Raw genomic sequence first — 11,919 nt, forward strand, 5'->3', positions numbered from 1 at the left:
GCTTTCGTATTTTCTACCAGCGACGCTCGTAGCGGCGGCGCAGAATGACGGCGGTGACGTTCATGACGACGAGGAAGGCCAGCAGGATCAGCGTGGCGCCGGCAGTGCGTTCGACGAAGCCGCGTTCAGCGGCCGTCGCCCACATGTAGATCTGCACGGGCAGGGCGGTTGCGGCATCCATCGGCGTCGACGGATATTCGACGACGAAGGCGACCATGCCGATCATGAGCAGGGGAGCCGTTTCGCCGAGAGCCTTGGCGAGGCCGATGATGGTGCCGGTCAGGATGCCCGGGACCGCCAGCGGCAGCACGTGGTGGGTGATGGACTGCATCTTCGATGCGCCGACGCCGAGGGCCGCTTCGCGAATGGAGGGCGGCACGGCAGATACGGCGGCGCGCGTGGCGATGATGATCGTCGGCAAGGTCATGAGCGCCAGCACCAGGCCGCCGACGAGCGACGCTGAGCGTGGAATGCCCATGAAGTTGATGAAGATCGCAAGGCCGAGCAGACCGAAGACGATGGAGGGGACAGCGGCGAGGTTGTTGATGTTGACCTCGATCGTGTCGGTGATGAAGTTCTTCGGAGCGAACTCTTCGAGATAGACCGCCGCTGCAACGCCGAGCGGTACGGCGACCAGAAGCACGATGGTCATCATGTAGAGCGAGCCGACCAGGGCGACGCCGACGCCAGCCGTTTCAGGCTTGCTGGACGCGCCGTAGGTGAAGAGGCCGGTGTTGAACTTCTTCGTCAGGATGCCGGACTCGATGGCGCGGTCGAGCCATCCGAGCTGCTTGTCGGAGAGCTTGCGGCGGCTTTCCGCGACGGACCGGTCGAACTGGCCCTTGAGAAGGCTGTCGACGTTACCGTGCGCGAGAACGTCGACCTTGACCGTCTGTCCGACGAGCGAAGGGTCTGCGGTCACGATCTTGCGGATCTGCGTGTCGGCATTCTGCGACAAGAGATCGGCGGCGGCGCGGGCGTCGGCCTTGTTGTTCGGATCGACGCCGAGCGCCTGCTGGATCGCGCGGTTGGCGATCTTGGTGTAGTCGGCCATGCGCAGTTCGGACGGCGTCGGCGCGGACGAGCCGAAGGCGGCCTGATCGAGCACCACGCTGAGCGTGAAGGTCGATTGCTGGAACGCCGTGTAGCCGCGCGCGAAGATGGTCGAGAACAACGCCACGAGGAAGGCCAAGCCGAACAGGATGGCGGCGATGCCGTAAGCGCGGAAGCGCCGTTCGGCGGAGTAACGCCGCTTGATGCGCGCGCGGATGGCTTCGTTCTTGCGACTTGCCGACAGTGCTGAGTCTGGTGTCATAGGAGCTGTTTCTACCGCCATTATTCGTATTGCTCCCTATACTTGCGCACGATGTAGAGCGCGTAAATGTTGAGCGCGAGCGTGAACACGAAGAGGGTCAAGCCGAGCGCGAATGCGACGAGCGTCTGAGGTGAGTTGAACTCGAGGTCGCCGGTGAGCTGGCTGACGATCTTGACCGTGATGGTCGTGACCGGCTCGAATGGGTTCAACGTCAGGTTCGGAGCGATGCCGGCGGCGAGCACCACGATCATGGTTTCGCCGATGGCACGAGAGGCGGCCAGCAGGATGGCGCCGACGATGCCCGGGAGGGCGGCCGGCAGGATGACCCGCTTGATCGTCTCGGACTGAGTGGCGCCGAGGCCGTAGGAGCCTTCGCGCAGAGACTGCGGGACGGCGTTGATGATGTCGTCCGACAGCGACGAGACGAACGGGATCAGCATCACGCCCATGATGAGCCCCGCGGTGAGCACGCTCGTGGCCGAGATCGACAGGCCGACGTGCGCGCCGAGATCGCGGAGCAGCGGACCGAAAGTGATCAGGGCGAAGAAGCCGTAGACGATGGTGGGGATGCCAGCCAGGATTTCGAGCAGCGGCTTGGTCATCAGGCGGACGCTGCCGGAGGCGTACTCCGACATGTAGACGGCGCTGAACAGACCGACCGGAACCGCAACCAGAAGAGCCACGAACGAGATGTAGAGCGTGCCCCAGAGCAGTGGGAGGAGACCGAACTGGCCGCCCGCCTCGCCGGAAGAGCCGGCGGCGGAGAAGCGCGGATCCCAGACCGTGCCGAAGAGGAAGTCCTGGATCGGCACGATGCCGAAGAAGTGGATGCTCTCGAACAGCATCGAGAGAACGATGCCGAGCGTGGTGAGAATGGCCACCATGGAGCAGGCGAACAATCCGGCCAGGGCGACGCGTTCAACCGCGTTTCGCGACCGCAGCTTGGGGCCGACCTGGAAAAGCGCAAAGCCGAGACAGAGGAGCGCTAGGCCGATTGCCGAGATCGTCAGCAGCAGCTGGCTGGAGCGCTTCGCCTGAAGCTGGAACAGTGCGGCGTTGACGGCGTAGGGCTCCGGGTTGATGGCGAGCGGCGCGCCCTTGGAGAGCAGCAGAGCCTTGACGTCGGTGTTCGGCTGGGCGGCCTTTTCGAGATCTTCGGCCGAGAGCGTGGCGAGGCCGCGCTCGATCGTGTTGATGGCTGATGTCGTGAGCGAGCGGGCCTGCGTGACGCCGTCCTGCACATTCTGCGGCAGGCGCGACGACACCATGTTGGAAACAACCATGGGCGAGATCGCAGACCAGAGCACGATCAGGAAGAACGCCGGCAGGATCGTCCAGCACAGCACGTATGCGCCGTAATAGCCGGGACGCGAATGGAGCGTTGAAACTTTGCCGCCGACGGATGCTTTCGATCGCCAACTGCCGAGCAGCCAACCAATGGCCCCCAGGGCGACTACTACCGCGGCAAGAAGAGGTGTCGACACCGGGTTGTTCCTATTCCGAGTTGAGAGACGGCCGGGCCCGAGAACGTGGGTTGCGCCGGAGGTCTTGGATCAAAGGGCCGGAGAATAATGAGTGGAGCAGAAAATCAGGGGAGCGCGATTTTGAAATCGCCGCTCCCCCTTCGATCAGATGTCCTGCGGGCCGTTCAAGCGGCCGCAAGCCAGTCTTACTTCGCAGCCGTCGAGAGGGTCTTGCCCGACTTCACGAGTTCCTGAACTTCCTTGCGCTCTGCATCGGGAAGCGGAACCAGGCCGTACTCAACGAGCGGGCCGTCAGCCGAAAGGATGCGGTCGCTGGTGAAGAATTCGACGTATTCCTTGAGGCCAGGGATCACGCCGAGGTGAGCCTTCTTGACGTAGAAGAAGAGCGGACGCGAGACCGGGTACTTGCCCGAGGCAACGGTTTCGAGCGAGGGCTCGACGCCGCTGACGGTCGCGACCTTCAGCTTGTCCTTGTTGTTCTCGTAGAACGAGAGACCGAACACGCCCACGCCCTGCTTGTTGGACTGGATGCGAGCCAGCGTCTCGGTGTAGTCGCCGTCGATGTCGACTGCAGCGCCGTCCTTGCGGACCTTGTTGCAAGCCTTGTCAGCGGCCTTCTTCTTGGCGTCGTCGTCCTTGCCTTCGGCCTTAGCAAGCTGGAGCTTGTCGCCGCCGGAGGCCTTGCAGCCAACGTGCAGGATCTTTTCTTCGAACACTTCGCGCGTGCCGTGCTTTTCGCCCGGGATGAAAGCGGCGATCGGCGTGTCGGGGAGCGAAGCGTTCACTTCCTTCCAGGTCTTGTAGGGGTTGGCGACGAGGGCGCCGTCCTTCGGAACTTCAGCGGCGAGGGCGAGGTAGAGGTCCTGGGGCTCGAGCTTCCAGGTGCCGGCGCTCTCGTCCACGGCGAACACGATGCCGTCATAGCCGAACTTCACTTCGACGATGTCGTTGACGCCGTTCTTGGCGCACTCTTCCTGCTCGCCTGCCTTGATCTTGCGCGAGGAGTTGGCGATGTCGAGCTTGTCCTCGCCGACGCCGGCGCAGAACTGCTTGAGGCCGCCCGACGAACCGCCCGACTCGATGACCGGGGTCTTGAGATCGCCGAAGGCCTTGCCGAACTGCTCAGCCACGATGTTGGCGTAGGGCAGAACGGTGGATGAGCCTGCAACCTTGACCTGGTCGCGCGCCAGTGCCGCACAGGCGAACGCGCCCATTCCGACAGCCGCTGCCGTCGTGAAGGCGATGAACTTGTTGTTCACGCTAATCTCCATTGTCTCGTGGACTATGCAACGACGCGGCCCTCCGCCAGCGCGTTGCTGCCGGGGCGCTTGCCTCGGCGCCACCGTTCTAGGCCGTGGAGACTGTGGATTTATGACAGATCATCAGTCTGATATAAATAGAAAATATGTCGTTGACAGCGGGCTGATGAATATTGCTGCGTAGGCGTGCAAAGCCTGCCGGCTCGCTCATTCGGCAATGGCAAAAGCCGCTGCGCGTATTCGACTTTTCGCCGTTGCCGCAGTGCACATCCGTTCGTTGACAGCGGGCGTGCGCAGTTTCATGGATAGCAAACGCTCACATTCACCGTGTTCGACCGAGGCTCGTTTCCATGGTTCAGCTCACGCTTCCCAAGTCTTCGAAAGTTCAGACGGGTAAAACCTGGAATGCGCCCGAGCTTAAGGGAACCTGGCGCGAGTTCCGCATCTACCGCTGGAACCCCGACGACGCCGACAATCCGCGCATGGACACCTACTGGGTGGACGAAGAGCAGTGCGGGCCGATGGTGCTCGATGCGCTCATCAAGATCAAAAGCGAGATCGATCCGACGCTGACGTTCCGCCGCTCCTGCCGCGAGGGCATCTGCGGATCGTGCGCCATGAACATCGACGGCACCAACGATCTGGCCTGTCTCAAGGGGCTCGACGAGGTCAAGGGGCCGATCAAGGTCTATCCGCTGCCGCACATGCAGGTGATCAAGGACCTCGTGCCGGACCTCACCAATTTCTACGCCCAGCACCGCTCCATCGAGCCGTGGCTGCAGACGGATACGGCCGCGCCGCCCAAGGAATGGAAGCAATCGCGCGAAGATCGCGAAAAGCTCGATGGGCTTTACGAGTGCATCCTGTGCGCCTGCTGCTCGACCTCGTGCCCGAGCTACTGGTGGAATTCCGACCGTTATCTCGGGCCCGCCGCGCTGCTGCAGGCCTATCGCTGGGTGATCGACAGCCGCGACGAGGCGACGGGCGAGCGGCTCGACAATCTCGAGGATCCGTTCCGGCTCTATCGCTGCCACACGATCATGAATTGCGCGAAGGCGTGCCCCAAGGGCTTGAGCCCGGCGAAGGCGATCGCGGAACTCAAGAAGCTGATGGTGCAGCGGCGCGTCTGAGCCAAGGCGCATCGACAGGGCGTTCCAGCAGACAGCGGAGGATCACGCGTGCTCGACCATATCGGTTTGCCGGTCTCCGATTTCGAACGCTCGAAAGCGTTTTATACCGCGGTGCTCGCGCCGCTCGGCATCAGCCTGCTTCTGGAAAAGGATTTGTCGGACGAAGGCGGCCCCGCCGGATATTGCGGTTTCGGCGTTGATCGGCCCCAGTTCTGGATTGGAACCGGAAAGCCATTTACCGGCCGCTTGCATGTCGCATTTGCTGCTACAAGCCGAAATCAGGTTTCGGACTTTTATAAAGCGGCCCTGGCGGCCGGTGCAAAAGACAATGGTCCGCCCGGCCTTCGCCCGCATTATCACGCGAACTACTTTGGTGCCTTCGTCATTGACCCGGACGGTCACAATGTCGAAGCCGTCAGCCATCTGCCGGAATAAGCGCGCGCCCAAAAACAACAAGACCGGTGGCGCGTCCCGCAGCCACCGGTCTTCAAGTTGGAACTGAATCCAAAAAAGAGCCGCGACACCCGCGCCCTGTTGCCCAGACAGGTGCGGGGAGGCGGGTCCGCCTATTAAGCGGCCTTCTTCTTCTTTGCAGCCGGCTTCGCAGCCTTGCGAGCGGCAGGCTTAGCGGCCTTGCGAGCAGCCGGCTTCGCGGTCTTGCGAGCGGCGGGCTTTGCAGCGGCCTTACGAACAGCCGGCTTCTTCGCCTTAGCGCGAGCCGGAGCCTTCTTCACAGCAGTCTTAGCCATAGGTTCTCTCCCTCTAAATCGTCCGAATCATTTCGAACAAAAAAATCATGAGCAAATTCGATGATTTTGTTGACATGAAAAGTGGATTCGTCCTGCAGATTCATCGGAATTCGACCAAAAGTGTTGCGCCAAGTCTACAATTTTGTCGATATTTGAAAGTGCTACGGCGAATTTCTCATAGCGACGTGAGCTTCGCGACGCGAAAGCGAGCGCGAAAAACGGCGTCGCGAGTCGCGAAACGGACTCGGATTCGGAAAATTCTGGGAGCGGAATGCTACGCCGCGAGGCCGACGCGGCGTTGCAGATCGAGGACCGCCATCATGAAGTCCATGCGGTCTTCGACGGCCTCGGCGAAGAGCGAAAAGTAGTTCGCTTCCTGCGGGACGATCTCGCCGATCACTTCGCCGAGCTCGAAACGGAGCTCTGCATCGTGCTTGCGGGCGATGGCCTGCATGCCGGCGTTCGATGCCAGGCAGCTGATATAGAGAAGGTGCACACCGCGGTTGCGGGCGGCGCGGATGACGCGGCCCATCATCTCGGTTCCGAGACCCTGGTCCTGGAATGCGCTCTCGACCGAGAAGGCGGCTTCGGCTTCATTGCCCCAGATGGGACCCAGCTTCTTCAGCTCGGCCGCGGCGCGAACCTGGCCGTCCTCGACATAAGCAAAGACAGTCGAGCCCGCGTCGGCCATCTGGCGCGCGTAGTCCTCGATGAAGCTGTCCGAGACACCGTGCGCGAACCGCATGGCCCGGCTCGTCTTGTCGAGCCGAAGCAGGTGGTCGCGGAACAGCGCCTGTTCGTGCGGCCATAACTTGCGGAACGTGCCGTGGACATTTGTCGTGTCGGTCATCTGTGTTCTCCCCGGAGGCGGGGCATGAGCTTTCGCCATATCCGTTCTCCGTATCGCAGGGCGCAGCGGGATCCGCCGCGGTGCTCTGTAGATATGTTGAGTTGTGCGCTGCACAATGGCGCAAATCTATGACATTTAAGCCATTCCGTGATTTTCTGTGGGGCTGTGGCCCCGAAAATGCGCTGCAGTGCAAGAAACGCGGGGCAGCGTTGTTCGCACTGCAGAGGCGGGCGCTTGCGCAATTCAGTTTGAGGGGCCGGGCGCATCTGGCAGGGTCGCGGCCCGGCGACAATGGCGGTCAGCGGCGGGGTCGGTGATTGGGCAATTCGGTTCTGGAGCACTACGAGCGGCGCGTCGCCCTCGGCGAAATCGAGCCCGATGCGGCCCAGCATGACGCCGCGCGGCGGCTCGATGCGCTGTCGCGTGCGCTCGACGACTGGCGGCTGCAGCGGCAGGGCGGACGGCTCGCCGCCTTTTTTAAATCCAAGGTGCCACCACCGCGCGGGCTCTATCTGCACGGCGGCGTCGGGCGCGGCAAAACCATGCTGATGGATCTCTTTCACGATGCGACGGCGTTCACGCCGAAGCGCCGGCTGCACTTCCACGCGTTCATGAGCGAGGTGCACGAACGAATCCAGCGCGGGCGGGCCACCACGGACGGCGATCCCATTCCCTTCGTGGCGGCGGAGATCGCGGCCGAGGCGGGGCTATTGTGTTTCGACGAGCTCACGATCACGGACATCGCGGACGCGATGATCCTGGCGCGGCTGTTCAAGGCACTGTTTGCGCGTGAGGTCGTGGTGGTCGCAACCTCGAATGCGCCGCCCGAGCGGCTTTACTGGAACGGTCTCAACCGCCAGCTCTTCCTGCCGTTCATCGCGCTGCTGGAGCAGCACATGGATACGGTCGAGCTCAAGTCCGCCAAGGATTTCCGCCTCGACAAGCTCGTGGGGCGCCCTCTTTATTTCACGCCGTGCGATGCGGCGGCGGCGGCCGGCGTCGAGGACCATTGGGTGCGGCTGACCGGTCAGCATCCGGGCGCGCCGACGTTCCTGGACGTCAAGGGGCGGCAGGTGCGCGTGCCGATGGCCTCCATGGGGGTTGCGCGCTTTTCATTCGCCGACTTGTGCGAGAAGCCGCTCGGGGCGCTCGACTATCTCCATATCGCGCATGCCTTCCATACGGTCGTGATCGAGGGCGTGCCGGTGCTGACGCCGGAGCGGCGCAACGAGGCCCGGCGGCTGATCCATCTGATCGATACGCTCTACGATTGCCGGACGTCGCTGATCATGTCGGCGGAGGCGGAGCCGGATCACCTTTATCCCGAGGGAGAGGGATCGCAACTGTTCGAGCGGACGGCGTCGCGCCTCATGGAAATGCGCAGCGAGGCCTATCTTGCCCGGGCGGCGGAATTGCGCGGTGATTAGGCACACGCGTGTTCGGAGCCTGCGCATTCCGTCGAATCACGGCGATCAACAGCCGTCGGACTTGAGCGCACTCACATTTCGTCCTACCAAAGCCGGATATTTTCTCGTCTCCAGATGACTTACCGACATATCCGTCTTACGCACTGCAGCACGGAAACCTGGGCCCGGCGCAAGGGTCTCAGCCTTCAGGGAGAAAGCAAGTATGGCGCGGAGCAAGATCGCGTTGATCGGCGGTGGCATGATTGGCGGCACGCTCGCCCATCTGATCGGGCTGAAGGAGCTCGGTGACGTCGTCATTTTCGACATCGCAGAAGGACTGCCGCAAGGTAAGGCCCTGGACATCGCCCAGTCGGGCGCGGTGGAAGGTTTCGACTGCAACCTCAAGGGCACCAACGCCTACGCCGATATCGAAGGCGCCAGCGTCTGCATCGTCACCGCAGGCGTGCCGCGCAAGCCCGGCATGAGCCGCGACGATCTTATCGGCATCAACCTCAAGGTCATGGAGCAGGTCGGCGCGGGCATTCGCAAGTATGCGCCGAACGCGTTCGTCATCTGCATCACCAATCCGCTCGACGCCATGGTGTGGGCGCTGCAGAAGTCGTCCGGGCTGCCGCGCAACATGGTGATCGGCATGGCGGGCGTGCTGGATACGGCGCGCTTCCGTCATTTCCTCTCGGAGGAGTTCCGGGTGTCGGTCGAGGACGTCTCGGCCTTCGTGCTCGGCGGCCACGGCGACGACATGGTGCCGCTGGTGCGCTACTCGACGGTCGGCGGCATTCCGCTGCCGGACCTCGTCAAGATGGGCTGGATCCGCCAGGAGCGCCTCGACCAGATCGTCGACCGGACGCGCAAGGGCGGCGGCGAGATCGTGGCGCTGCTCAAGTCGGGCTCGGCCTACTATGCGCCGGCCGCTTCCGCGATCGCGATGGCGGAGAGCTTCCTCAAGGACAAGAAGCGCGTGCTGCCATGTGCCGCTTACCTCAACGGCGAGTACGGTGTTAAGGGTCTCTATATCGGCGTGCCGACCATCATCGGCTCGGGCGGAACGGAGCGCGTGGTCGAAATCGACCTCAACTCCGCGGAACGCGCGATGCTCATGAAGTCGATCGAATCCGTGAAGGGTCTGGTCGATGCGTGCGTGAAGATCAACCCGCAGCTCGGCGCGTAGAGATACTCGGATCGCACAGGTTCGCCGGTGCGATCCAATTTGAGAAATCCGCTCGGAGCCGTGCTGCTGGAGATGGAGATTTTCTCGGCCATCCCACCAGCCGCCGGTCCCCGCGGATCGCGAAGGGGACACGACACTTGCGCGGGGCAGCGTGCTCCGCGCGCCCTCCGGTTGCGTGCCGCTCGGTCACGTGCCGTTGCTACTAATTGCCAGCTTCTCTTCAAAATTCGACGTGCTCTTGTCTCGCCGCCCGTGCGCCAGACGTCTGTAGCACCCCAAGAGGGATCTCGCCCGTCATGAACATTCACGAACACCAGGCCAAAGACCTCCTCCGCAAATATGGCGTCGCGACGTCGGGCGGCGGCGCGGCATTCTCGCCCGAAGAGGCCGAGAAGATCGCCGCCACGATCCCGACCGAGGTCAAGGTCGTGAAGGCGCAGATCCACGCGGGTGGGCGCGGCAAGGGTCACTTCAAGGAAAAGGAAGCGGGCGAGAAGGGTGGCGTCCGGTTCGCGAAGTCGCCGGCCGAAGCGCGCGCGCTCGCCGAGCAGATGCTGAACCATACGCTCGTCACCATCCAGACGGGACCGGCGGGGCGCGAAGTGAAGCGCCTCTATCTTTCGGAAGCGACCAGCATCGGGCGCGAGCTCTATCTTTCGGCGCTCGTCGACCGCGCCAGCTCGCGCGTCGCGTTCATCGCTTCGACCGAAGGCGGCATGGACATCGAGAAGGTGGCGCATGACACGCCCGACAAGATCCTGACGCTCACGATCGATCCGGCATCCGGCCTGCAGCCCTTCCACTCGCGCAAGATCGCTTTCGCGCTGGGTCTCACCGGCGGGCAAATCAAGGAATGCGCGGCGATGATCGAAGGGCTTTATCGCCTCGTGCTCGAAAAGGACGTGAGCCTGATCGAGATCAACCCGCTGGTCGTGACGACGGACGGCCACCTGATCGCGCTCGACGCCAAGATGAGCTTCGACAGCAACGCGCTCTTCCGCCATCCCGATATCGTGGCGCTGCGCGACGAGAACGAAGAAGATCCGATGGAGATCGAGGCGGCGCGCCACGAGCTCTCTTATATCAAGCTCGACGGCTCGATCGGCTGCATGGTCAACGGCGCCGGCCTGGCCATGGCGACGATGGACATCATCAAGCTCTACGGCTCCGAGCCCGCCAACTTCCTCGACGTCGGCGGCGGCGCTTCCAAGGAAAAGGTGCAGGCGGCGTTCAAGATCATCCTGTCCGATCCGTCGGTGAAGGGCATCCTGGTCAACATCTTCGGCGGCATCATGCGTTGCGACATCATCGCGGAAGGCATTGTCGCGGCTGCCCGCGAGATGGCCATCACGGTGCCGCTCGTCGTGCGCCTCGAAGGCACGAACGTCGATCTCGGCAAGGAGATCCTGGCCAAGAGCGGTCTCAAGATCGTGCCGGCCGATGATCTCGCGGACGCCGCAGCCAAGATCACATCCGCCATCAAGGTCGCAGCCTAGGAGGCGCTCGCGCAAAGCGCGGAGCCGCCACCGTTAGACATTTCAGGGTTAGAGAGACGACATGGCCATTCTCGTCGACAAGTCGACCATCACGATCTGCCAGGGCCTGACAGGCAGCCAGGGAACGTTCCACACCAAGCAGGCGCGCGCCTACGGCACGAAGGTGGCCGGCGGCGTCACGCCGGGCAAGGGTGGCACCAAGCCGGCCGATCCGGAGCTGGCGGATCTGCCGCTGTTCAATACGGTGCAGGAAGCCAAGGCGAAGACCGGTGCGACGGCGAGCGCCGTCTACGTGCCGCCGCCGTTTGCGGCCGACGCCATTCTCGAAGCCATCGATGCCGAAATTCCGCTGATCATCTGCATCACGGAAGGCATTCCGGTGCTCGACATGGTGCGCGTGAAGCGGGCGCTTGGCGGTTCCAAGTCGCGCCTGATCGGGCCGAACTGCCCGGGCGTGCTCACGCCCAAGGAATGCAAGATCGGCATCATGCCGGGCAACATCTTCCGCAAGGGGACGGTGGGCATTGTCTCGCGCTCCGGCACTCTTACTTATGAAGCGGTCAAGCAAACGACGGACGCGGGCCTCGGCCAGTCGACGGCGGTCGGCATCGGCGGCGACCCGGTGAAGGGCACCGAGTTCATCGACGTGCTCGAGCTGTTCCTTGCCGATCCGGATACGCATTCGATCATCATGATCGGCGAAATCGGCGGATCGGCCGAGGAAGAAGCCGCCGAGTTCCTGATCAGCGAAGCGAAGAAGGGCCGCAAGAAGCCGATGGCGGGCTTCATCGCCGGCATGACGGCGCCTCCCGGTCGTCGCATGGGTCACGCGGGTGCGATCATCTCCGGCGGGCAGGGCCGCGCCGAAGACAAGGTTGACGCGATGCGCCGCGCCGGCATCTCCATTGCCGACAGCCCCGCTTCGCTGGGGACGACTTTGACGAAAGTTCTAAAGGGCTGAGATCGGCCCTATACATACTATACATAAGTGTGTCATGTGAAACGCGGAGAATCGCCTAAGTCCCGGGCAAAGTAGACGGC

Annotated in this window: 11 protein-coding genes; 6 read left to right on the forward strand and 5 right to left on the reverse strand. The window is 62.9% G+C overall.

The genetic code is table 11. From position 1 onward, the window contains the following. Positions 1–13 precede the first annotated feature (13 nt). From pstA to K2Y42_RS13725, 3 genes are all read right to left on the reverse strand, one after another. The gene (gene pstA / locus K2Y42_RS13715) at positions 14–1,315 is read right to left on the reverse strand and encodes a phosphate ABC transporter permease PstA (protein WP_291153430.1); all 1,302 of its coding nucleotides are present in this window, start codon (positions 1,313–1,315) and stop codon (positions 14–16) included. A gap of 20 nt (positions 1,316–1,335) precedes the next feature. Next, a complete protein-coding gene (gene pstC / locus K2Y42_RS13720; RefSeq protein ID WP_291153433.1) occupies positions 1,336–2,799 on the reverse strand; it encodes a phosphate ABC transporter permease subunit PstC in 1,464 nt (487 codons plus the stop codon). A 185-nt stretch (positions 2,800–2,984) separates the two neighbouring features. Continuing rightward, positions 2,985–4,013 (reverse strand): substrate-binding domain-containing protein, encoded by a 1,029-nt coding sequence (locus tag K2Y42_RS13725; protein WP_291154061.1) that lies wholly within the window; start codon positions 4,011–4,013, stop codon positions 2,985–2,987. A gap of 395 nt (positions 4,014–4,408) precedes the next feature. On the opposite strand from K2Y42_RS13725, the gene K2Y42_RS13730 reads away from it, so the two are divergent. Continuing rightward, positions 4,409–5,188: a succinate dehydrogenase iron-sulfur subunit gene (locus K2Y42_RS13730; protein WP_291153435.1), complete on the forward strand. Its 780-nt coding sequence runs from the start codon at positions 4,409–4,411 to the stop codon at positions 5,186–5,188. Between the two features lie 48 nt (positions 5,189–5,236). Beyond that, positions 5,237–5,623 (forward strand): VOC family protein, encoded by a 387-nt coding sequence (locus K2Y42_RS13735; RefSeq protein WP_291153437.1) that lies wholly within the window; start codon positions 5,237–5,239, stop codon positions 5,621–5,623. A 134-nt stretch (positions 5,624–5,757) separates the two neighbouring features. On the opposite strand, the gene K2Y42_RS13740 is transcribed toward K2Y42_RS13735, so the two are convergent. Further along, positions 5,758–5,937 carry a hypothetical protein gene (locus K2Y42_RS13740; protein ID WP_291153440.1) on the reverse strand — a complete coding sequence of 60 codons (180 nt, stop codon included), beginning with the start codon at positions 5,935–5,937 and terminating at the stop codon, positions 5,758–5,760. Between the two features lie 274 nt (positions 5,938–6,211). Further along, the gene (locus K2Y42_RS13745; protein ID WP_291153443.1) at positions 6,212–6,787 is read right to left on the reverse strand and encodes a GNAT family N-acetyltransferase; all 576 of its coding nucleotides are present in this window, start codon (positions 6,785–6,787) and stop codon (positions 6,212–6,214) included. Between the two features lie 317 nt (positions 6,788–7,104). Here K2Y42_RS13745 and zapE point away from each other — a divergent pair, with 317 nt between their 5' ends. The 4 genes from zapE to sucD all read left to right on the forward strand — a co-directional run bounded on the left by zapE (position 7,105) and on the right by sucD (position 11,839). After that, entirely contained in the window at positions 7,105–8,214 is a 1,110-nt protein-coding gene (gene zapE / locus K2Y42_RS13750) for a cell division protein ZapE (RefSeq protein WP_291153445.1), read from the forward strand. A gap of 202 nt (positions 8,215–8,416) precedes the next feature. Beyond that, positions 8,417–9,382, forward strand: a complete 966-nt coding sequence (gene mdh, locus K2Y42_RS13755) for a malate dehydrogenase (RefSeq protein WP_291153448.1) — start codon at positions 8,417–8,419, stop codon at positions 9,380–9,382. Positions 9,383–9,678: 296 nt separating this feature from the next. Then, positions 9,679–10,878 (forward strand): ADP-forming succinate--CoA ligase subunit beta, encoded by a 1,200-nt coding sequence (sucC, locus tag K2Y42_RS13760; RefSeq protein ID WP_291153450.1) that lies wholly within the window; start codon positions 9,679–9,681, stop codon positions 10,876–10,878. Between the two features lie 61 nt (positions 10,879–10,939). After that, complete coding sequence (gene sucD / locus K2Y42_RS13765) at positions 10,940–11,839, forward strand: succinate--CoA ligase subunit alpha (protein WP_291153453.1); 900 nt, start codon at positions 10,940–10,942, stop codon at positions 11,837–11,839. The last annotated feature ends 80 nt before the right edge of the window (positions 11,840–11,919 follow it).

It is taken from the genome of Hyphomicrobium sp., from assembly GCF_019744875.1.
Classification (GTDB): Bacteria; Pseudomonadota; Alphaproteobacteria; order Rhizobiales; family Hyphomicrobiaceae; genus Hyphomicrobium_C.

Bases quoted from the DNA above. Each gene is read 5' to 3' on its own strand.
- sucD (WP_291153453.1), top strand. From the start codon at position 10,940: ATGGCCATTCTCGTCGACAAGTCGACCATCACGATCTGCCAGGGCCTG.
- sucC (WP_291153450.1), top strand. From the start codon at position 9,679: ATGAACATTCACGAACACCAGGCCAAAGACCTCCTCCGCAAATATGGC.
- K2Y42_RS13725 (WP_291154061.1), bottom strand. From the start codon at position 4,013: ATGGGCGCGTTCGCCTGTGCGGCACTGGCGCGCGACCAGGTCAAGGTT.
- mdh (WP_291153448.1), top strand. From the start codon at position 8,417: ATGGCGCGGAGCAAGATCGCGTTGATCGGCGGTGGCATGATTGGCGGC.
- K2Y42_RS13745 (WP_291153443.1), bottom strand. From the start codon at position 6,787: ATGACCGACACGACAAATGTCCACGGCACGTTCCGCAAGTTATGGCCG.
- pstA (WP_291153430.1), bottom strand. From the start codon at position 1,315: ATGACACCAGACTCAGCACTGTCGGCAAGTCGCAAGAACGAAGCCATC.
- K2Y42_RS13730 (WP_291153435.1), top strand. From the start codon at position 4,409: ATGGTTCAGCTCACGCTTCCCAAGTCTTCGAAAGTTCAGACGGGTAAA.
- K2Y42_RS13740 (WP_291153440.1), bottom strand. From the start codon at position 5,937: ATGGCTAAGACTGCTGTGAAGAAGGCTCCGGCTCGCGCTAAGGCGAAG.